Source organism: Aeromonas sp. 600774 (genome assembly GCF_049175075.1).
Lineage (GTDB): Bacteria > Pseudomonadota > Gammaproteobacteria > Enterobacterales > Aeromonadaceae > Aeromonas > Aeromonas veronii_A.
The window spans coordinates 90066-111180 of the sequence record NZ_JAAKUJ010000002.1 but is presented as its reverse complement, the minus strand read 5'-3'; the positions used below and the strand labels follow the sequence as shown (position 1 = coordinate 111180).

Genomic DNA, 21115 nt, shown 5'->3' with positions numbered 1-21115 from the left:
GTCGCGACTCAGCAGCAACCGCTGCCAGAGCAGCAGCCGCCCTTGACGATCCCCTTGATGGCCGCTTGCGGCGCAGGCAGCCCGGCATAACGGGCCAGCTCGCTGCGGCTCGGATAACGGCCGGTCAACACCACCTGCCCCTCCACCAGCACCAGCGGCAACCCCTCCTCCCCGGCGTGGGTCAGAAAAGCGCTGACGGCAGGTGTCTCGGCAAATTGCATCGGCTGCTGGGCCAGATTGAAACGCTCGATGGCTACTCCCTGCTCCTTGGCCCAGGCAAGGTCGGCTGCGAAGGTGACCAGTGCCTGATCAACCTCGGTACCGCAGACACCGCTGGAGCAGCAGAGGGCGGGATCAAAAATCTGAATGGAGGACATGGCATTACTCCTTGTTGCAGCAGGGCTGCGCAGGCAGAACATGGGGGGAGCAGGCTGACTCGGCACGCATCACGCCGCACGCCTCGGGATGACCGGCACAGCACTCCTCGGTGAGGTAGGCGATCACATCCAGCATCAGGGGAATATTGGCGCGGTAGCGCAGAAAGCGCCCCTCCTGCTCCACCGACAGCAGACCGGTGTTGAGCATCGCCTTGAGGTGAAACGAGAGGGTATTGGGGGCAATATCGAGCTCGCTGGCCAGTTCACCGGCGACCCGCCCCTCCAGCCCGGCCTTCACCAGCAGCCGCCATACATCGAGCCGGATGCCGGATGCCAGCGATTCAAAGACCTTGGTGGCCATCTCTTTGTTCATCTTCAATCCCCTTGGTGCGACCTTTCATTTCAACTATACAAGAATTATTGAAATGATCAAGGTACGTACCGAAGCGAAGATACGAGGTTCTGACATCAAACCGAGCAAAAAGGGGAATCGACGAGTGAACAACCGTTGCGGACGAGCACACAGGGCTCGTCGCAGATAAACAGACGCCCTCCAGAGGGAGGGCGTATCAGAGCGTTTGACCCGCCAGCACAGTCAGCGCTGTCGGGGCAATCAGACGAACGCGTGCCTTATTTGGCAGCAGGCACTGCGTTAAAGGTGAGCAGGGCCGCCTTGTTGGCATCGCTCAGAGTCAGCTGGTTGCCGTTGATGGAGTAGGTTGCCACCTTCTCCAGCTTTTGCAGGAACTCGGTCTCTTTGTTCATGGCGTCGCCGATGCACATCATGCGAGTGGAGCCCATGGCGCCCAGCGTCAAGACACCGTCACCCTGCTTGGTGATACCGCCAAAATAGCGGTTGCAGCCGCCCTTGCCCGCCACCTTGCCGTCGACCACTTGCAGGGTGAAGGTATCGCCGGTGGCGCCTTGCAGCTGCCAGCCGGATGCTTGCAGTTGAGCCATGCTGGAACCTGTTGCCATTGCGCAGCCTCCCAGTGCCAGCGCGGCCAGCAGAGTCAGTTTCTTGTTCATGGATTCACCTCTTAATGATTAGAGCCATCAATACGGCAGCCTGTTTATCATGGCTGGCGCCCATGCCAAAGGATTTTATTGTGATCTCCCTTCACTTTACTACCAGCTGGCATGTGCCATGCTTAGGCTCAGTTCCGGACCCAGGGAGGGGAAACGAATGGTCAAATCACTCATCATCACACTGCTTGCAACCTGCGCCAGCTTGGCTGTTCAGGCCGCCGACTGGGCAGTGGTTCAGCCGCAATCCAACCCGTCTCTCTATGTCAAAAGTTACTCGGGTGTGCTGCTCAATGGCCATAGCCATCACAGCGACAGTTTTGATCTCTGGCTGGTCAATAGCGGCTATCAATATCCGGTGGTGGATGATGTGACCCTCTTTATGGAAGCGGGCCCGGCGGTGGCGGATCAGAATCGCACATCCGGTTTCAATATGAGTTCGGGGGTACGCTACCAGCTCTCTCCGGCATTCAATATCGGCAGCCAGATCAAGCATCTCGATCTCAACAAGACCAGCACCCTGCTGGAGCTCAACTCCAGCCTGCTGCTGACCCCCAGACTCTCCCTCACCGCCAACTACGGCGTCAGCGCCATCACTGCCGATCAGGCGCTTAGCCTGGGAGTCGGCTTCAACTTCTGAATCAGATCAGCGGCGTGGCGCTCACCACCACGCCGTTGCGATCCGCATAGATGTAATCCCCTTCGTGGATGGTCACACCGGCAAAGCTGACCACGGCCCCCAGCTCTCCCAATCCCCGCTTCTCGGTCTTGACCGGACAGGCCGCCAGCGCCTTGACCCCGAGCGCCAGTGTCGCCAGAGTGCCCACATCCCGCGCCGCGCCGTGGATCAGGATTCCCTCCCACCCCTGCTCCACCGCCTTGACCGCCAGTTGATCGCCAAGCAGCGCACGGCGCAGCGAGCCGCCACCGTCAATCACCAGCACCTTGCCGTGACCGGGGCGGCTCACCAGATCCCGCACCAGACTGTTGTCTTCATAACAGGAAAGCGTTACGGCGCGACCATAAAAGAGGGCCTTGCCGCCAAAATCCTGAAACACCGGGTCGGCCACTTGCAGCAAGTCGCCATGTTGATCGCAGAGGTCGGGCAGGAGATCCAGCATGATTTGATTCCTTTCAGATACATGAAGGTGTTCATTCTTTCATCATGCAAGGTTTCTGGCAATCCAGAAGGATTCAATATTGCCCAAGCAAACGGCTGATTTATCCGTCAATACTGGTGTCAGCCAGAGCTGGCCATCCTCCACCCAGTAGATGGCGTTCTGGCCAAAACGGGCAGCCAGCTGACGGGCTTGTGGCAGAGATAGCGCCACCGCCAGCGATGACTCCTGCCAGCGTTCGTCCGGGTCAGATCCCCAAAACGGCCCCACCACGGGCACCTGCAAATCAACGGTCAGGTGGCGCCACATCGCACGTTCCCGCCGCGAATTGCGCCGCGCCGAGACCTGCTGACTGGTCGGGTTCCAAGCCGTAATAATGGCAAACTCGGGCCAAATTGGTGGCTCAAATGGCGCGAGAAAGCAGATTTTCTTGTAGTTTTCCCACAAATTCATGTCAATCACATGTTACATTCCATTACATTTTTCAGTGAATAAAAAGGGGGGCAGGCCAAGTATGATGCAGCTGTATCTGGGTTTGACCTATATCAAAACAGAGTTAAAAAGTTGCTATCTGACGGCAAAGAGTGTTGTTATGCTCCTGTTAACTGATAAAATGCGGCCACTTTCGTAATGGATGACCTTTCCAGGCGCTGCTCGACCAGACTTGTCGGGAACCTATAAGTGGCACAGGGATATTTGCCGGTACTGATGCCTAATTCGCGATACTCCGACCTGACTCTCATACCCAGGATGACGTAATTAATTTTCAGGATCAGTCAGGAAATCGGTTTGAAACGCCAAAGAGTGTTAAATTTAAGATAATTAACTGATAAGAATCTGGGAATACTCATGCAAACACCACACATTCTGATCGTCGAAGACGAGCTGGTCACACGCAATACCCTGAAAAGCATTTTTGAAGCCGAAGGCTACATCGTGCTCGAAGCCAATAACGGCGACGAAATGCACCAGGCCCTCACTTCCCACACCATCAATCTGGTGATCATGGACATCAACCTGCCGGGCAAGAACGGCCTGCTGCTGGCCCGTGAGCTGCGTGAGAACGACAACATCGCCCTGATGTTCCTGACCGGTCGTGACAACGAAGTGGACAAGATCCTGGGTCTGGAGATCGGCGCCGATGATTACATCACCAAGCCGTTCAACCCGCGCGAGCTGACTATCCGTGCACGCAACCTGCTGAGCCGCACCATGAACGTGGCTGCCGGTGGCGAGGAGAAGAAGCTGGTTGAGCGCTACCTGTTCAACGGCTGGGCGCTGGATATCAACAGCCGCGCGCTGGTCAGCCCCACTGGCGACATGTTCAAGCTGCCGCGCTCCGAGTTCCGCGCCATGCTGCACTTCTGCGAAAACCCGGGCCAGATCCAGACCCGTGCAGAGCTGCTGAAGAAGATGACCGGCCGCGAGCTCAAGCCCCACGACCGTACCGTCGATGTGACCATCCGTCGCATTCGCAAGCACTTCGAAAGCGTCAACGATACTCCGGAGATCATCGCCACCATCCACGGCGAAGGCTATCGTTTCTGTGGTGAGCTGGAGCAGGAATAAGCTCCCGCAACGCTGTTGATCTGAAAAGGCGCCTCGGGCGCCTTTTCTGTCTCTGCGATTTGCCTTAAAAGCTGAGAAACGATGAGCCTGACATCACACGGCGTACAAGATAGATGAGAAACAAAAAGCCCACTCCTGCGAGTGGGCTTTTTGTTTTGAAGCTGGAGCGGGCAGCGGGAATCGAACCCGCATCATCAGCTTGGAAGGCTGAGGTAATAGCCATTATACGATGCCCGCCTGGCATCTGAAATTTGGAGCGGGTGATGGGAATCGAACCCACGTATGCAGCTTGGGAAGCTACCGTTCTACCATTGAACTACACCCGCGTCAGGGCTCCTACTATATGCATTTTGCCGCCGAGCGCAATGGCGCCTCTGCCACTTTTTTCAATAAATCAATCTGTTCGGACAAGGATTGAACAGACGGTTGCTTTTTCAATCAAACATTTTCAACACAGATAATTTACAAGGTTGCCAAGGCCAAACGGCAAGGATAGTCTTGCGCCACTCGACGCGAGGATGGTGGTAATGGATAAAAAAACGCAAAAACGTCTCTATGGCTGGTTGCGCAAGCAATCGAGTCACGGTCGCCGCTGGATCACGATATCCATCGCTTTTGGCCTTGGCCAGGGCATTCTGATGGTGGCGCAAGCCTGGCTGCTGGCGACCCTGTTGCACAGCTTTATCATCGAAGGCTCAACGCCTGAGCAATCCATCACGCTCTTTATTACCCTGCTGCTGGTGACGCTTGGCAAAGCGGCGCTGGCCTATGGCCGGGAAGTGGCCAGTTTCAAGGCGGGCAGCGCGGTGCGCCAGACCATCCGCCAGCTGGTGCTCACTCGCTTGAGTCGTCTCGGCCCTGCCTATATCCAGCGCCGTCCGGCCGGTAGCTGGGCCAGCCTGCTGCTGGAACAGATTGAAAATATGCAGGATTTCTTCTCCCGCTATCTGCCGCAGATGGCCATCGCCGTCTTTATTCCGGTGGTCATTCTGGTGGCCGTGTTCCCGGTCAACTGGGCGGCGGGCCTGATCCTGCTGGGCACTGCGCCCCTCATCCCCATCTTTATGATCCTGGTAGGTGTGGGCGCCGCCGATGCCAACCGCCGCAACTTTCAGGCGCTGGCCCGTCTCTCCGGCCACTTCCTCGATCGGCTGAAGGGGCTGCGCACCCTGCAACTCTTTATGCGTACCCAGGCAGAAGGTGACGCCATTCGCGACGCCTCGGAAGATTTTCGCGAGCGCACCATGGAAGTGCTGCGCCTGGCGTTTTTGAGCACCGCCGTGCTGGAGTTCTTCGCCGCCATTTCAGTGGCACTAGTCGCCGTCTACTTCGGCTTCTCTTATATCGACCATCTGAACTTTGGTAGCTATGGGGTCAAGGTCACCCTCTTTACCGGCCTGTTCGTGCTGTTTCTCGCCCCCGAGTTCTACGCCCCGCTGCGGGAACTGGGTGCCCACTACCACGCCAAGGCGCAGGCTATCGGCGCTGCCGAGCAGTTGCTGGAATTCCTAGAAGCCGAGGTGAGCGAGCCGGCCGCAGGCACAGCGCCGTTCCATGCCGACAGCCCGGTCAAGGTAGAAGCTAAAGCCCTTGAAGTGCTGAGCGCCGAAGGCAAGGTGCTGGTCGGCCCCATCGACTTCACCCTGGAAGCCGGTTCGCGCACCGCCCTCATCGGCGTCAGCGGCGCAGGCAAGAGCTCGCTGGTCAACGCCCTGCTCGGCTTTGCCCCCTATCGTGGCGAGCTCAAGGTAAATGGTCAGGAGCTTGCCACCCTCGACATGAGCCAGTGGCGCCTGCAACTGGGCTGGCTCTCGCAAAACCCGCAGCTGTTCCACGCCTCCTTGCGCGACAACCTGCTGCTGGCCAAGCCAACGGCCAGCGATGCCGAGCTGGAAGATGCCCTGAAACGGGCACAAGCGTGGGAATTTGCCATGGAGAAGGGGCTCGACTATCCGGTCGGCGATCAGGCGGGCGGCCTCTCGGTCGGTCAGGCCCAGCGCCTCGCACTGGCGCGCACCCTGCTCAAATCGACCCAGCTGATGGTGCTCGACGAACCGACCGCCAGTCTGGATCGCCACTCCGAACGCGCCATCATGACCACCCTCGAGCAGGCGATGGCTGGCCAGACCCTGCTGATGATCACCCACCGTCTCGACCAGCTTACCAAGATGGACAAGATAATGGTGCTGGCCCGCGGCCAGCTGGTGGAGCAAGGCAGCTTCCAACAATTGAGTCAGGCGGATGGGCCTTTTGCCCGCCTGCTCTCCCAACGTTCCGGAGGTTCTCTCGATGAGTGATCTGTTGCCGTTTCTGCGCCTCTATCGCCAACACTGGCTCAGCCTCACCATTGGTTTGCTGCTGGCGCTGGTGACCCTGGCCGCTGGCATGGGGCTGCTCTCCCTCTCCGGCTGGTTCCTCTCCGCCGCCGCCGTGGCGGGGATGACAGTTGCGACGACCCATGCCTTTAACTACATGACCCCTGCAGGCGGAGTGCGCTTCTTCTCCATCGTCCGCACTGCCGGTCGCTGGGGTGAGCGGGTCGTAAGCCACGACGCCACCTTCCGGGTACTGACCCGACTGCGGGTCTGGTTCTGGCAAAAACTCTCGCCGCTCTCCACCGGCACCCTGGCCGGTTTCCGTCAGGCGGATCTGCTCAACCGACTGGTGGCAGACATCGATGCGATGGACCACGTCTATCTGCGGCTGATCACCCCCATAGGCGCGGCCCTGCTCAGCACCGCCGGACTGGTCTTCTTCCTGTCGTTTTTCGACAGCCGTCTCGCCCTCACCCTGGGGGCCATTCTGCTGTTTGGCATGATTGCCCTGCCGCTGGTGTTCTACTTCCTCGGCCGTCGCCCCGGTCAGGCGCTGATTGCCGAAAAATCGACCCTGCGTACCCGGATGGTGGACTATCTGGATGGTCAGGCCGAGCTGCAGATGTTTGCCGCCGCCCCCAAGGCGCTGGTTGAGCTGCAACAGGCCGAACAGACGCTGCTCGTCGTGCAGGCCCGGATGGCCAAGGTGAGCGGGCTGGCCAACTTCTCGGTGCAACTGCTGAGCGGCTGGACCCTGACCCTGATGCTCTGGCTGGCCGGTCATGGGGTAGCGGGTGCGGCGCCCGACCCCATCACAGCACTGATGGTCTTTGCCACCCTGGCAAGCTTCGAGGCTCTGATGCCGCTGGCGGGGGCTTTCCAGCACCTCTCCACCAGCCTCACCTCGGCACGCCGCCTGAACGAGATCCTGCAAGAGGCAAAAGCCCCTGTGTGGGGCGACGAGCAGACCCATGCCACCGCTGGCGCGCTGCAGATCAATGACCTCTATTTTGGCTACCCGGGCAACCCCCAGCCGGTACTGCGTGGCTGCACCCTGCAACTGCACGCCGGTGAAAAGCTGGCGCTGCTGGGCCAGACCGGCTGCGGCAAATCGACCCTGATGGGGCTGCTGACCCGGGAGTGGAGCCCGCAGGCTGGCAAGATCCTGCTGGGTGGCAAGCCGCTCACCGACTACAGCGAAGGGGCGCTGCGCGCCTCCATCTCGGTGGTGAGCCAGCGGGTGCATCTGTTTGCCGATACCCTGCGGGGCAACCTCAAACTGGCCGCCCCGACCGCCACTGACGAGCAGCTGATTGCGGTGCTGACCCAGGTCGGACTGGCCAATCTGCTGGAAGATGAGGCGGGCCTCGACGCCTGGCTCGGTGACGGCGGCCGCCCCCTCTCCGGTGGTGAGCGTCGCCGTATCGGCATCGCCCGCGCCCTGCTGCACGATGCGCCGCTCTGGCTGCTGGACGAGCCGACCGAAGGGCTCGACAGTCAGACCGAGCGGGAGATCATGGATCTGCTGTTCCGGCTCGGGGCTGATCGCACCTTGCTGCTTATCTCCCACCGCCTGCTGGGGATGGAACAGATGGATCGGATTGCCCTGATGGAAGAGGGACAGATCCGCCTCTGCGCCCCTCACAACGAGCTGCTGGGGGATGATTACTACCGCAGCCTCTATCAGCGACTGGCTCCGGTTTGATATCAGGCTGATGGGGGTCACACCCTGACAACAGGGCGCAAAACGGGGCTGGTCGCCGCAGGCGGCTGGCCCCTATAATGTCCCCCTCATTATTCAACAAGATGCCGACATGGAGCGCCCGCGCATTTCTACTGTCCTCATCACCGACACAAGATACGAGACGATGAAACGCCTGATCCTGATGATGCCCCTGATTGCTTCCGGCTGTGCCAACTACGCCTTCAACAGCAATCTGGATAAAGAGAACTTCGACGAATACTTCAAACCCGGTAGCGTGCGCATCTATGAACAGGATGAGCTGGCTGACCTCAACTACCTCTACCTCGGCACCATCGAGGGTGAATCCTGCCAGGCCGATGCCAACCAGCCGGTGCCCAACGCCGGTGAAGCGCGCACCCAGGTCCGTCGCCGCGCGGCAGACATGGGTGGCAACGGCGTCACCATCGACAAATGCGCCGAATTCAGCGACACCCCGGGCTGCCTGAAACAGGTGATCTGCTACGGGCAGGCGCTGAAAGTGGCCGAAGAGAAGTAACCCGCTGTCATGGCCCTTGCTATCGTTCGCCTTGGCAGCCCGCGCCTGCCCGATGAGGGACTGCGGATCGGCACGGTGCGCCGCCCGCCCCGCGGCGTCCCCAAGAGCGAATTTGCCAGCCAGCATTGGTATGATGTCTGGTTCCCCAACCTGGCGCCCAGCAGCGAGACCATGAAGTTGGGGCAGGCAGCCGAGACGCCCGCCCAGTGGACGGCGTTTGGCAAACAGTACAAGGCAGAGATGGCGCAACCTGCCGCGAGGCACGATCTGGCGCTGCTGGCCGCCCTCTCCCACACCACCAATCTGTCGGTGGGCTGCTACTGCGAGCAGGAATCCCGCTGCCATCGCGCCATTTTGAAAGAGCTGCTGGTAGCTGCGGGGGCCGCCATTCGCTAACTCGGTGAGCGACAGCAATACGATGGGGAATCGCGTCAGCCTGTACTCGGCAACCATCAGGCATGGATAGACAGAGAGGGCATCCCGCGGGATGCCCTCTCTCGTTGTATTCGCACCTGCCGTACCACGCTCGGCAGCAGCGGCTCCGATGCCCCCTCCTAATGCAGACTGGGTTCCAGAAACTGCTGACGCAGCAAGCTCTCCTCGGCCTGAGTCATGGCATTCTCCGCCACCCCGGTGGCAGGCTCGATGGCCAGCCAGTGGGCAAGGTCGGCGACGGTCTCCTCCAGCGGCCGGAAGTTCAACCCGTGGACAATGGCCGCCTCAGCGCTTATAGAGCCATAACCGGCAAACTCCGCCTGCGCGCAGGGCAGCAGGGCGGGATAGCTCTGCCAGGGCTCGATACCGGCCGCCATCAGGGTGGGCCAGGGCAACCATTCGGGCTGAATGGGTCTGGCTGGCGGCAACCGGGCGCTCAACCGCTCCAGCCAGTCGCAGAGGGTAATGCCGGGTTTGAGCAAGTTGAATGTGCCCCCCAACTGCTGCTCGGCCGCGCGCAGCACAAACTCGGCGCAGTCGCGCACATCGAGATACTGCAAGCGATCCTCGCCACAGCCCGGTAACAACCAGGGCCCGCCCTGCTGCACCCGCTTAATCCACCAGGCCATGCGACCGGTGGGATCATGGGGGCCACAGAGCACGCCCGGGCGCAGGATGCAAAGCCGCTCACCCCAGCGGGCGCGATACTCGGCCTCGCACAACACCTTGAGCGGGCCATAGTCAGTGGACATTTCCCCTTCGGGGATAGGGTGCAGGGGCGCCGACTCATCCATTCCGGGCAGTGAGAAATCGCGATAGACGCTGATGGTGGAGATAAAGATGAGCCGTGCGCAGCACCCGAGCAAAGCCGCCGAGAGGCTCGCCGCCTGCTCGGGGCGATAGCAGCAGGTGTCGATGACGAGATCCCACTGCAACCCGGCCCCTTGCAGGGGGCTCAGGTTCTTGTCCCTGTCGCCGGTGAGCTGCACCAGATCGCGCCAGTCCGGATGCTGGTGCAGGCCACGGTTGAACAGGGTCACTTCATGGCCCCAATCCAGTGCCAGCGCGGTGAGGTGGCGCCCCAAAAAGCCGGTGCCACCGATAATCAGCAGTTTCATCCCTCTCCCTCCCCCTTCGGCGCGAGTGCGCACATTTCATCCTGACACGCCAGTTGCCTCCACCCTACGCAACTCGGCGCGCAGGCACAGCCCCCGACTGGCCGGGATGGGACAGGGATCACGGCAGCGCCGCAGAAAAGGGCGTAATGAGGCCAAACCTGCGTTTTGGGGCCGTCTGTGCTAAATTGCCGGGGTTTTCAGTCAGGATCCGCCATGAAGTTCGAAATCGACACCCTCGGGATCATCCGCTCTCCCTACAAGGAGAAGTTCGCCATCCCCCGCCAGCCCGGACTGGTCAAATCGGCCCGCGCCCGCCTCGAGCTGCTTCCCCCTTACGATCAGCCGGATGTGCTGCGCGGCATCGAGCAGTTCTCCCATCTGTGGCTCAGCTTCGTGTTTCACCAGACCATGGCGCAGGGCTGGCACCCGACGGTGCGCCCGCCGCGCCTTGGCGGCAACGAACGGGTCGGCGTCTTTGCCACTCGCTCCACTTTCCGCCCCAATCCGCTAGGGCTCTCGGTGGTCGAGCTGCACGGGGTAGGTCGCGAACGGGGCAAGTTGTGGCTGGAGCTGGGAGCGGTGGATCTGCTCGATGGCACCCCCATCGTCGATATCAAACCCTATATTCCCTATGCCGACAGCCTGCCGGATGCCCGTGGCGGCTTTGCCCCCGATGCGCCCACCCCGCCGCTGGCGGTGAGTTTCAGTGCCGAGGCCGAACAACAGTTGCAACCCTGGCTCAAGGCCCACCCCGAGCTGCGCCAGCTGGTGAGCGAAGTGCTGGCGCAAGATCCGCGCCCCGCCTACAAGAAGGGCAAGCCCGATGAGAAGGAGTACGGGGTGCGGCTGTTTGACTGCAACGTCCGTTTTTGCATCAACGAACCCGCGTGTCTGGTAGTGGCCATCGAGCCCGCCTGAACCTGGGCGGGCCGACATCGCTGATGCTATTTCACGCCTTCTTCACGTCACAAGGGGCTTAATGAGCCTGTAAATTGTGTGGCATTGATCAGACTATCCACCCGGTTGCCAGTGATACCATGCAGACAGCAGAGGGCATCTCCTCTCTGACTGATGTCAGAAGCAGGCTATCGATGTATGGCAAGCATGGTAGCTCTGCTATTGCCGCCAAAGGATCTGGCCTCGCCCCGACACGTTTGAGTGCGGGGATGCCAAACGGATGTGACAGCACTTCGAAGGAACAAACCTATGCTGATGAACAGTGAACAACGTTATGGCACCCTGAATATCGGGCTGCACTGGCTGACCCTGTGGGCCATGATCGCCGTCTACGCCCTGATCGAATTTCGCGATATCTTCCCCAAAGGGGACCCGGGTCGGGATCTGATGAAGGAGTGGCACTTTATGCTGGGGCTGCTTATCTTCGCCCTGGTCTTTGTAAGACTGGCCCTTCGCTGGATAAGCCCGACGCCCCGTATCGTGCCCGAGCTCTCCCCGCTCATGCACAAGCTGGCAAAACTGGCCCACCTTGCCCTCTACGGTTTTCTCATTCTCACCCCGCTGTTTGGCTGGCTGCTGCTGAGCGCCGCAGGCAAGCCTATCCCCTTCTTCGGGCTCGAGCTGCCAGCCCTGATCTCCCCCAGTCCGGATATCAAGGGGCTGATCAAGGAGGTGCACGAAACCTTGGGCAATATCGGTTACGCCCTGATCGGCCTGCACACAGTGGCCGCCCTCTATCACCACCATATTCTCAAAGACAACACCCTCACCAATATGCTGCCGCCGCGCCGCAGCTAACAAGCAGCAGAACAAAAACAGAAGGGGCGCACATTGCCCCTTCTGTTTTTTGAACGTGACAAGACTGGTGTCTCTGAAGCGACCCACTGCTCACGCCTCTGACAGGTCTCTACAAGCAGAACGCCTTATGATTCAGTCCCGATACAGGAGCTGCACGATAGGATTCGAATTGACTCAAAGCGACATACACTTTCTAATTGACAGTCTGGACCCCTATGACCGTTCACATCATGAAAATTCTGTTGGTCGAAGACGACAAGCTGCTCAATCACCACCTCTCCTCTCTGCTGACCGAAGCAAACAACCAGGTCTACAGTACCGATCAGGCCGGAATTGCGCTGCACTATGCCGCCGACTACCCCATTGATGTGGCGATCATCGATCTCGGTCTGCCCGATATGGATGGTTTGCAGTTGATCCGCCAACTGCGCGAGCGGCAGATCCCCTTCCCCATCATTGTGTTGACAGCCCGTGGCAACTGGCAGGACAAGGTCGAAGGACTGGAGGCTGGAGCTGATGACTATCTGGTTAAACCGTTCCAGAAAGATGAGTTGCTGGCCCGCCTCAATGCCCTGATGCGCCGAAGCGCGGGTTTTATTTCCCCCAAGGTGAAGGCCGGTGATTACGAGCTTGATCTCTCCCGCAAGGAGCTGACTATCGCTGGTGAAGTGGCTGTGCTCACCAGCTTTGAGTACCTCATTCTGGAGTACCTGATGCGCAACGCCCGTCAGGTGGTCTCCAAGCAGCAACTGCTTGACCAGCTATACGGCGATGGAGAAGGGGATCCCAACACCATAGAGGTGATGGTGAGCCGCCTGCGTAAAAAGCTGGATCCGGAAGGGACGATTCAACCCATCTCGACCATCAGGCGTCAAGGTTACATCTTCAACCTCTCCTGTAGCTGATGCAGTTTCATCTGCCACGCCCAGTCAAGATGATCCGCAGCTCCCTGCACATCAAACTGCTGCTCAGCTCGCTGCTGGTGATCGCACTGATCATGGGGTTTGCCGTCTACGCCCTCTACCTCGGCCACATGGAGGAGCAGAGTCAGAAGGCGAGCGCCGGCATGCAGGAGAACCTGGCCAAGCTTTTCTCCTCCACCAAGCCGGTCAACAGCGAAGCCACCGAGATCGGCCGTATCTCCCGCCAGGTCAGTAACAGCAATCTCGATACGCTGATCTGTCGTGCCGATGGCGAGATGATTTGGTCAAGTCTTCATATGCCGGAGGTCATTAGCTCCAAGCAGACCATCTGCAGAGAGTTGATGAAGTATCTGGGCGGTATGGATCTGGACTACTTTTTCAAAAAACACACTATCAAGAACGGCGAAAGCTACTTCGTCTACAGCCTGCGTTTTATCCGCAACCCCGGCAATGGCACCACCGCTTACTACGTGGTGATGATCGACTCGGCCAAACGCTATCACGAAGAGTCCCGCGCCTATCTCTACCAGACGGCCAAACAGGCACTGCTCGCCTATCTGCTGCTGGCCGGGCTGTTGCTGCTTACCACCTTCTGGAGCCTCAGCTCACTGCGCACCATCGCCCATCAAATCGACGATATCCGGGCAGGCAAGCGGGATGAGATCGCCCATGATTTTGAACGGGAGTTGGCCCCGCTGACCGACTCCATCAACCAGTTGCTGGAGAACGAACGCCAGCAGACCCAGCGCTACCAGCATGCCCTTAACGATCTCGCTCATAGCCTGAAAACACGGCTGGCACTGATCCAGATCACCACCCGTGAAATGCAGCTGGGGCGGGAACTCCACGACAACATCAATGAGCAGATCCTCACCATGGATCAGATGATCCAGTACCAGCTCAGACGAGCAGTTACTGGCCGCCAGCGCCTCGCCAGCAAAGGCACCGAACCAGTTCCGCTGATTGAAAAACTGCTGGCCAGTCTGGCCAAGGTCTATCGCCACAAGAAGCTGCAGACCCACTTCCTGTTCGATGATGATGCCCTCTTCCACGGCGAACAGGGCGACCTGATGGAACTGATGGGCAACCTGCTCGACAATGCCTGCAAGTTTGCCATCAGCGAAGTGAAGGTGACGGTACGCCGCCATCTCGACCGGTTACGCATCGAGGTAGAAGATGATGGCCCGGGCATCGATCCGGCCAAATCGGAGCAGATCTTTCAGCGTGGCGTGCGCGCTGACAGCTCGCCCGGCCAGGGCATCGGTCTGGCGGTGGTGACCGAGATCGTTCACAGCTACGGCGGCCAGATCCGGGTCGATGAATCTCCCCTCGGCGGTGCCCGCTTTACCCTGGATCTTCCCTGACACCGGATAGGCCCGACCACGGCCCCTCAGCCTCCCGCTACATAACCCTAACCGGGGTTAAAAATCCCGCCTGACACCACCCAATTCAGCAATATGCTATCGAGATACTTGAGATGTGATGCATCTCGGTTAAGCTATGGCCGACTCGTTTGTTAACCATTTGATGGATCTTTAATCGCACTATGGAAAACATGTTTGAAAGATTGATGTACGCATCCCGCTGGATCATGGCCCCCATCTATCTTGGGCTCAGCCTCATACTGCTGGCACTGGGAGTGAAATTCTTTCAGGAGATCCTCCATATCCTGCCCAACATACTGGAGATGAAAGAGGTAGATCTGGTGCTGGTCACACTGTCGCTGATCGATATCACCCTGGTAGGGGGACTTATCGTGATGGTGATGTTTTCCGGCTATGAGAACTTCGTCTCGCGTCTCGATGTAGGGGATGAGAACGACAAACTGGTGTGGCTCGGCAAGCTCGATGCCGGCTCCCTGAAAAACAAGGTCGCCGCCTCCATTGTCGCCATCTCCTCCATTCACCTGCTCAAGGTGTTTATGAATGCCGAGAACCTCCCCAATGACAAGATCAAGTGGTACCTGCTGATCCACATCACCTTTGTCCTCTCGGCCTTCGCCATGGGCTACCTCGACAAGCTGACCCGCAAATAGAAGTCAGCCTGTAATAGACGCTATGCCCGATAACACGACATGGACCGGGCATAGCGGTCGCCCCGAGCAGGGGATGGATTGGCAACGGGGATAAGCAAGTCACCAACATAGATGGCCGCCCGCCTTGGCCGGTATTGTGGTCGCCTTGAATGCCATGGCGGCATTCTCTACAATGACCCACTTTTTATTCATTTCGGGTTATATCGATGAGCGATACCAGCACCAAACCGGCTCTGCCGGATCACCTCTCCTGCAATCCCCGCAGCCCTCACTATGTGGCAGCCTGCTTCGATCACCCGATCGGTATTCGCCTGAACGGCAAAGAGCGCACCGATGTCGAGGAGTACTGCATCAGTGAAGGCTGGGTGAAGATCCCCTCCCCCAAGGCGCTGGATCGCCGTGGTCAGCCCATTCTGATCAAGCTCAAGGGCACCGTCGAAGCTTATTACAGCTAATCGCAGCCACCCGCTTCGGGTAAAACAGAAGGCCACCCTAGCGGTGGCCTTCTGTTTTTCGGCATTTGTGCTGGGATCTGCGCCCGCATCGTCGCCAGCACCAGACCATATTTCTCGCTGGGCAGCCCTTATACCCCCAGCCGATCACGCAGGGTGTACCAGGCGGCGCCGGCGGCGGTGAAGGGGATGCGGAACAACCGACCACCCGGGAAGGGGTAGTGCGGCAGTTTGGCAAACGCATCGAAGCGCTCCGCCTGACCGCTCAGCACTTCGGAGAGCAGCTTGCCCGCCAGATGGGTGCAGGTGACACCATGGCCGCTGTAGCCCTGCATGTAGTAGATGTTGGGGCCGATACGGCCAAACTGCGGCAAGCGCGACAGGGTGAGCAGGAAGTTGCCGGTCCAGGTGTACTCCACCTTGACGTCAGCCAGCTGCGGGAAGGTCTTGAGCATCTTGGGGATGATCAGCCGCTCGATATCAGCCGGATCCCGCGCGCCATAGACCACGCCGCCGCCATAGATCAATCGGTGATCGCCGGAGGTGCGGTAGTAGTCGAGCAGGTAGTTGCAATCCTCCAGACAGTAGTTCTGCGGCAAGAGTGAACGGGCCCGCTCCTCTCCCAGCACTTCGGTGGCGATCACCTGGGTGCCGCAAGGCATGCTCTTGCTGGCCAGTTCCGGCACCAGATTGCCGAGGTAGGCGTTGCCGGCCACCACGATAAAGCGCGCCTTCACCGCTCCTTTGGCGGTCTTGACCAGCGCCGGCTGACCCGGAGTAATGCTGGTGACGGCGGACTGCTCGAAGATCTGCCCCCCCTGGATGCGGATCGCTTCCGCCTCCCCCAGCGCCAGATTGAGAGGGTGAATATGGCCACCGCTCTTGTCGAGCAGGGCGCCGACGTAGCGATCGCTCGCCACCACCTCGCGCACCCCCTTGGCATCGAGCAGCTCCAGCTGCTCATTGCCCCACTTCTCCCAGCGCGCCTTCTGCGCCTTGAGCTCGTGGAACTGCTTCTCGGTCTCGGCGGCAAAGACGCCCCCCTCCTGCAGATCGCACTGGATGTTATAGCGCTTGATCCGCTCGCGGATGATCTGGCCCCCCTCAAACAGCATGGAACCGAGCAGCCTGGCCTGATCCGGCGGGCAGTTCGCTTCTATGGTGTCAATGTCGCGGCTGTAGGAGTTAACGATCTGGCCGCCGTTGCGGCCGCTGGCGCCAAAGCCGACTCGTGCGGCCTCCAGCACCACCACCTTGTAGCCCTTCTCGACCAGATGCAGGGCGCTGGAGAGGCCGGTATAACCCGCCCCGATGACGCAGACATCGCACTCCAGCTGTTCGGTCAATGTCGGGTAGGGCGCGTGTTTATTGGCGCTGGCTGCGTAGTAACTGTTTACATGTTCGGTCATGATCCCTGTTTCCTTACCGGTTCTGTTGCCAAACTACTGTCAGGATTAAAAGCTCGCCGGGGTGTGGGCACTGACGATACGACAGGTCTGCCCCGACGGATTGCTGAAGCTGTGGGGCTCGCCGGTGTCGATCACATAGCTGTCGCCCGCTTCGAGTTGATAGCTCTGGCCTGCCACCGTCAGGGTCACCGACCCCTCCAGCACTGTGCCGACCTCCTCTCCCTGATGCTTGACCTGCCCGCCGGTGTCGGTACCGGGGGGATAGGTCTCCAGCATAAAGCCGAGCTGGCGGCGGTTGTTGCCGTTGTGCACCAGCTTCATCGAGACCCCCTGACTGCCCAGCTCGATAAGCTGTTCAGCCTTGATCACCACACTGCAGGGGCGGCTCTCCTCCTCGGCGAAAAAGCGCGACAGCGGCAGGCCATAGACGGTGAGCAGCTTTTGCAACGACGCCACCGAGGGGCTCACCTTGTCCTGCTCTATCATGCAGATGGCGCCGTGGGTCAGGCCGCTCAGCTCCGCCGCCCGCCGCTGGGAGAGCCCCAGCTGGTGGCGCACTGCCGCCAGCCGCTCGCCCATGGTACGGGCACCGTTCTGTGGCAGCAGCAGCAGGCGAGCCTCGCTCTCACTGCTCTGTGGCCCGCTCATGGCAGGCCCCCTCTCATCTTCTGCCTGCACTCCCGCAACATGGGTCATCTCCCTCTTCCCTCTGGTTAAAATAGCGGACCAGCACCATCCCTGGCTGTTTGCGATGCTACACACGCATCGTTAATTATTTTGCACACCCCAACCATCACACCAAGCCACCGGATCGAGGTAAACTGCGCTACACAGCCCATTTTCTAGCACGCAGCACACCAACAATTCAAATATATTTAACACTTGAAAAACATTTCAGCTCAATTTATGGTCTCCCTGTGCTTATTATTTTATACGGCAGCACCACAGGATGAGCCGCATCATCGCCACCTTGCTGCCAGGTTTCACCATTGAGGCTTGCCATGTCCGCTACCAGCTCCAATCAAAGCTTGATCAAATCCCGCGCCTATATAGATGGTCAGTGGTGCGAGGCCGCCAGCGGCCGCACCTTCGAGGTCACCAATCCGGCTACCGGTGCCGTGATCACTCAGGTGCCCGACATGAATGAAGAGGATACCCGCCGCGCCATCGCGGCCGCCCATGCGGCACAACCCGCCTGGGCAGCCCTCACCGCCAAGGAGCGCAGCAACAAGCTCTACGCCTGGTTTACCGCCATCACCGCCCACAGCGATGAACTGGCCCGCATCATGACCTGCGAGCAGGGCAAGCCGCTGGCGGAAGCCAAAGGGGAAGTGACCTACGGCGCCAGCTTTATCCAGTGGTTCGCCGAAGAGGGCAAGCGCGCCTATGGCCGTACCATCCCGGGCTTTAGTGGCGATCGCCGGCTGGCCACCATCAAGCAGCCGGTCGGGGTGGTCGCCGCCATCACTCCGTGGAACTTCCCGATTGCCATGATCACCCGCAAAGCAGGCCCGGCGCTGGCCGCCGGTTGCACCATCGTCATCAAGCCGGCCGCCGAAACACCGCTCTGCGCACTGGCGCTGGCGGTACTGGCCGAGCAGGCGGGGATCCCCGCCGGGGTCATCAATATCGTCACCAGCCACCAGCCGAGCGCGGTGGGCAACGAGTTGTGCAACAACCCGACTGTGCGCAAGCTCTCCTTCACCGGCTCGACCCGCATCGGCAAGCTGCTGATGCGCCAGTGCGCCGACACCATGAAGCGCCTCTCGCTGGAGCTGGGCGGCAACGCCCCCTTTATCGTCTTTGACGACGCCGATCTCGACGCCGCCGTGGCCGGGGCGCTCGCCTCCAAATACCGCAACGCCGGGCAGACCTGCGTCTGCGCCAACCGCATTCTGGTGCAGGCCAGCGTCTATGACGCCTTCGCCGAGAAGCTGACTGCCGCCGTTGCCGCCTTCAAGGTGGGAGATGGCATGAGTGAAGGCACCCAGATCGGCCCGCTCATCAATCCGGCCGCCGCCAGCAAGGTCGCCGAACTGGTGCAACAATCTGTTGCCGCCGGTGCCGAAGTGCTGCTGGGTGGCGAGCCCCACCCCGCCGGCCCCCTCTTCTACCGCCCCACCATTCTGGGCAAGGTAGCCAAGGACAACCCCATCCTGCAGGAGGAGATCTTCGGCCCGGTCGCGCCGCTGGTGCGTTTCGAGAGCGAAGCCGAGGCCATCGCGCTGGCCAACGATACCCCCTATGGTCTGGCCGCCTACTTCTATGGCCGCGACATCGCCCGGGTATGGCGCGTCGCCGAGCAGCTTGAATACGGCATGGTCGGCATCAACGAGGGGATCATCTCAACCGAATTGGCCCCCTTTGGCGGCATCAAGGAGTCGGGTCTGGGTCGGGAGGGGGCAGCCGAGGGGCTGGAGGAGTATCTGGAGACCAAATACCTCTGCTTTGGCGCCATTCGCTAGGGCAGCAGAGGGCTAAAGCATCGTATTTATCGATGCTTTAGCTGCAATATTCATCGCTTTTACAGATAGATTCAGACGTTCACCCGAGGCGGCAAGGGGCGCAATTTGGCCTGCGCTGCCTCGCAAGAGGGCTTCTGCAACATACACCACACGCAGCCGATCTGGCCCGATGGGCTGTTCGGCGGTAATGGGCGCCAGATCGCCCGCCACATTTTCAGGGAATATCCGGGGCTGTGGCCCCTCAGGGAGGAAAGATGAGTCAGTCAGAATCAAACAAGGCGTGGCAAGCGCGCCGCGAGGCGGCCGTGGTCAACGGTGTTGGCACCCTGCTGCCGGTCTTTATCGACCGCGCGCAAAATGCCGAGCTGTGGGATGTGGAGGGCAACCGCTACATCGACTTTGCCTCCGGCATCGCCGTGCTTAACACCGGCCACAACCACCCGAAAGTGGTGGCGGCGGTGCGCGAGCAGCTGGAAAAATTCAGCCACACCTGCTTTCAGGTCACCCCTTACCCGGGCTATATCGAGCTTGCCGAAAAGCTCAACGCCCTGGTGCCCGGCCCGACCCCGAAACGCACCCTGTTTCTCTCCACCGGCGCCGAGGCGGTCGAGAACGCCATCAAGATTGCCCGCGCCCACACCGGTCGCAGCGGCACCATCGCTTTCAAGGGGGGCTTTCACGGTCGCACCATGATGGGCATGGCGCTCACCGGCAAGGTGGTGCCCTACAAGACCGGCTTTGGCCCCTTCCCGGGCGAGGTCTACCACATCCCCTTCCCCGCCGATTATCTGGGGGTGAGTGAAGAGGATGCCCTGCATGCCCTCGACCTCTGCTTCAGCGCCGACATCGAGCCCTCCCGCGTTGCCGCCATCATTATCGAGCCGGTACAGGGTGAAGGGGGCTTCTATCCCGCCTCCCCGAGCTTTATGCAGAAGCTGCGCAGCATCTGCGATCAGCACGGCATTCTGCTCATCTGCGACGAGATCCAGAGCGGCTTCTGTCGCACCGGCAAGACCTTCGCCACCGAGTATGCCGGCATCGAGCCGGACATCATGACGTTGGCCAAGAGTCTGGCGGGCGGCTTCCCCCTCTCCGCCGTGGTGGGCAAGGCAGAGATCATGAACGCAGCCAAGCCGGGCGGCCTTGGCGGCACCTATGCCGGTTCCCCCATCGCCTGCGCCGCCGCGCTGGCGGTATTGCAGGTGATCGAAGAGGAAAAACTCAACCAGAAAGCACTGGATCAGGGTGAGCAGATCAAGGCGGGGCTGCAACGCATAGCCGAGCGTTTTGACTGCATAGGTCAAATTCGCGGACCCGGTGCCATGGTGGCCATGGAGCTGGTGAAACAGCGCAATGCCGACCAGCCTGATCCCGACCTCACCAAACGTCTGGTGGCCGAGGCGGGCAAACGCGGTCTGGTCCTGCTCTCATGCGGGGTGCGCGCAAATGTCATCCGTTTTCTCGCCCCGCTGACCGCCCCGGCGGCAGTGATTGACGAAGGGATGCAAATCCTTGAAAAATCACTGGAGGCCGCGCTGGCCTGACCAGCAGGAAAGTAACCGCTAACCTGTGCAAAAAAATGCAGTTTTGCCCCCTTTTTTTCTTGTCAAGGGGGCCCTGCAAATGCACAATGCGCCGCCACTGCAAGGACCGGTATTACCACATCTCGCCGGTCCTTTTTTGTACAGTGAACAAACCCATAAACGAGGCCGGATCACCCCCGGAAAAGATAGCGAGATTGGCAGCAATCTCCCGACACCACATTCAGTGAGGAACAACATGGGGCATCTCAATGCTTTCCGACCGGCTCTGCCCGGTGCGCGCCACCCCGGCGCCCTTGATTCCCGGGCCTCTTTCCCGGTTTCGTTGATGGAGTGT

Annotated in this window: 22 protein-coding genes and 2 tRNA genes; 14 read left to right on the top strand and 10 right to left on the bottom strand. The window is 60.0% G+C overall.

Annotated features, from left to right (window positions below; translation table 11 throughout):
- Nucleotides 1-8: 8 nt before the first annotated feature.
- The 3 genes from arsD to G5171_RS03575 all read right to left on the bottom strand — a co-directional run bounded on the left by arsD (nt 9) and on the right by G5171_RS03575 (nt 1406).
- Nucleotides 9-377: an arsenite efflux transporter metallochaperone ArsD gene (gene arsD, locus G5171_RS03585; protein WP_005347398.1), complete on the bottom strand. Its 369-nt coding sequence runs from the start codon at nt 375-377 to the stop codon at nt 9-11.
- Between the two features lie 4 nt (nt 378-381).
- Nucleotides 382-750, bottom strand: coding sequence for an ArsR/SmtB family transcription factor (locus tag G5171_RS03580; protein ID WP_005338181.1), 369 nt, complete (start codon nt 748-750; stop codon nt 382-384).
- A gap of 257 nt (nt 751-1007) precedes the next feature.
- Nucleotides 1008-1406 carry an META domain-containing protein gene (locus G5171_RS03575; protein WP_203118094.1) on the bottom strand — a complete coding sequence of 133 codons (399 nt, stop codon included), beginning with the start codon at nt 1404-1406 and terminating at the stop codon, nt 1008-1010.
- A gap of 157 nt (nt 1407-1563) precedes the next feature.
- Between G5171_RS03575 and G5171_RS03570 the strand changes: the two genes are divergently transcribed.
- Nucleotides 1564-2043: a hypothetical protein gene (locus tag G5171_RS03570; RefSeq protein WP_421244348.1), complete on the top strand. Its 480-nt coding sequence runs from the start codon at nt 1564-1566 to the stop codon at nt 2041-2043.
- A gap of 1 nt (nt 2044) precedes the next feature.
- Here G5171_RS03570 and G5171_RS03565 read toward each other — a convergent pair whose 3' ends face one another.
- Entirely contained in the window at nt 2045-2524 is a 480-nt protein-coding gene (locus tag G5171_RS03565; RefSeq protein ID WP_421250452.1) for a putative 4-hydroxy-4-methyl-2-oxoglutarate aldolase, read from the bottom strand.
- 42 nt (nt 2525-2566) lie between these two features.
- Nucleotides 2567-2974, bottom strand: coding sequence for a DUF3293 domain-containing protein (locus tag G5171_RS03560; RefSeq protein ID WP_216980281.1), 408 nt, complete (start codon nt 2972-2974; stop codon nt 2567-2569).
- 396 nt (nt 2975-3370) lie between these two features.
- Between G5171_RS03560 and arcA the strand changes: the two genes are divergently transcribed.
- Nucleotides 3371-4090 (top strand): two-component system response regulator ArcA, encoded by a 720-nt coding sequence (gene arcA / locus G5171_RS03555; protein ID WP_005338193.1) that lies wholly within the window; start codon nt 3371-3373, stop codon nt 4088-4090.
- Between the two features lie 162 nt (nt 4091-4252).
- Here the strand turns inward: arcA and G5171_RS03550 are convergent.
- Nucleotides 4253-4327, bottom strand: a tRNA-Gly gene (locus G5171_RS03550).
- A gap of 15 nt (nt 4328-4342) precedes the next feature.
- Nucleotides 4343-4416, bottom strand: a tRNA-Gly gene (locus G5171_RS03545).
- Between the two features lie 201 nt (nt 4417-4617).
- Between G5171_RS03545 and cydD the strand changes: the two genes are divergently transcribed.
- The 4 genes from cydD (at nt 4618) to G5171_RS03525 (ending at nt 9041) form a co-directional block, all read left to right on the top strand.
- Entirely contained in the window at nt 4618-6387 is a 1770-nt protein-coding gene (gene cydD, locus G5171_RS03540) for a heme ABC transporter permease/ATP-binding protein CydD (RefSeq protein WP_216978346.1), read from the top strand.
- Complete coding sequence (cydC, locus tag G5171_RS03535; protein WP_421259829.1) at nt 6380-8110, top strand: heme ABC transporter ATP-binding protein/permease CydC; 1731 nt, start codon at nt 6380-6382, stop codon at nt 8108-8110. Before cydD ends, cydC begins: the two co-directional genes overlap by 8 nt.
- Before the next feature lie 163 nt (nt 8111-8273).
- Nucleotides 8274-8645 (top strand): Rcs stress response system protein RcsF, encoded by a 372-nt coding sequence (rcsF, locus tag G5171_RS03530; RefSeq protein ID WP_421259828.1) that lies wholly within the window; start codon nt 8274-8276, stop codon nt 8643-8645.
- Nucleotides 8646-8654: 9 nt separating this feature from the next.
- Nucleotides 8655-9041, top strand: a complete 387-nt coding sequence (locus G5171_RS03525) for a DUF488 domain-containing protein (protein WP_005347417.1) — start codon at nt 8655-8657, stop codon at nt 9039-9041.
- Nucleotides 9042-9199: 158 nt separating this feature from the next.
- Here G5171_RS03525 and G5171_RS03520 read toward each other — a convergent pair whose 3' ends face one another.
- Nucleotides 9200-10198: an NAD-dependent epimerase/dehydratase family protein gene (locus G5171_RS03520; protein WP_421259827.1), complete on the bottom strand. Its 999-nt coding sequence runs from the start codon at nt 10196-10198 to the stop codon at nt 9200-9202.
- A gap of 213 nt (nt 10199-10411) precedes the next feature.
- Between G5171_RS03520 and tsaA the strand changes: the two genes are divergently transcribed.
- The 6 genes from tsaA (at nt 10412) to G5171_RS03490 (ending at nt 15366) form a co-directional block, all read left to right on the top strand.
- Nucleotides 10412-11116 (top strand): tRNA (N6-threonylcarbamoyladenosine(37)-N6)-methyltransferase TrmO, encoded by a 705-nt coding sequence (gene tsaA, locus G5171_RS03515; RefSeq protein WP_421244345.1) that lies wholly within the window; start codon nt 10412-10414, stop codon nt 11114-11116.
- Between the two features lie 288 nt (nt 11117-11404).
- The gene (locus G5171_RS03510; RefSeq protein ID WP_216978342.1) at nt 11405-11953 is read left to right on the top strand and encodes a cytochrome b; all 549 of its coding nucleotides are present in this window, start codon (nt 11405-11407) and stop codon (nt 11951-11953) included.
- A 230-nt stretch (nt 11954-12183) separates the two neighbouring features.
- On the top strand, nt 12184-12858 hold the full coding sequence (locus tag G5171_RS03505) for a response regulator (RefSeq protein ID WP_041234484.1): 675 nt from the start codon (nt 12184-12186) through the stop codon (nt 12856-12858).
- Nucleotides 12858-14240, top strand: coding sequence for an ATP-binding protein (locus G5171_RS03500; protein WP_005347433.1), 1383 nt, complete (start codon nt 12858-12860; stop codon nt 14238-14240). The genes G5171_RS03505 and G5171_RS03500 overlap by 1 nt, the downstream gene beginning before the upstream one ends.
- A 182-nt stretch (nt 14241-14422) precedes the next feature.
- Nucleotides 14423-14911 carry a TIGR00645 family protein gene (locus G5171_RS03495; protein ID WP_216978340.1) on the top strand — a complete coding sequence of 163 codons (489 nt, stop codon included), beginning with the start codon at nt 14423-14425 and terminating at the stop codon, nt 14909-14911.
- Between the two features lie 206 nt (nt 14912-15117).
- Nucleotides 15118-15366, top strand: coding sequence for a DUF3297 family protein (locus G5171_RS03490; RefSeq protein WP_421259826.1), 249 nt, complete (start codon nt 15118-15120; stop codon nt 15364-15366).
- Between the two features lie 128 nt (nt 15367-15494).
- On the opposite strand, the gene G5171_RS03485 is transcribed toward G5171_RS03490, so the two are convergent.
- Both G5171_RS03485 and puuR read right to left on the bottom strand, forming a co-directional pair.
- Nucleotides 15495-16772: an NAD(P)/FAD-dependent oxidoreductase gene (locus G5171_RS03485; protein ID WP_071912020.1), complete on the bottom strand. Its 1278-nt coding sequence runs from the start codon at nt 16770-16772 to the stop codon at nt 15495-15497.
- Nucleotides 16773-16817: 45 nt separating this feature from the next.
- Nucleotides 16818-17420, bottom strand: coding sequence for an HTH-type transcriptional regulator PuuR (puuR, locus tag G5171_RS03480; protein ID WP_421250509.1), 603 nt, complete (start codon nt 17418-17420; stop codon nt 16818-16820).
- Nucleotides 17421-17773: 353 nt separating this feature from the next.
- On the opposite strand from puuR, the gene G5171_RS03475 reads away from it, so the two are divergent.
- Nucleotides 17774-19237: an NAD-dependent succinate-semialdehyde dehydrogenase gene (locus G5171_RS03475; protein ID WP_421250454.1), complete on the top strand. Its 1464-nt coding sequence runs from the start codon at nt 17774-17776 to the stop codon at nt 19235-19237.
- A gap of 254 nt (nt 19238-19491) precedes the next feature.
- On the top strand, nt 19492-20781 hold the full coding sequence (gene gabT, locus G5171_RS03470) for a 4-aminobutyrate--2-oxoglutarate transaminase (RefSeq protein WP_042033089.1): 1290 nt from the start codon (nt 19492-19494) through the stop codon (nt 20779-20781).
- Nucleotides 20782-21115 lie beyond the last annotated feature (334 nt).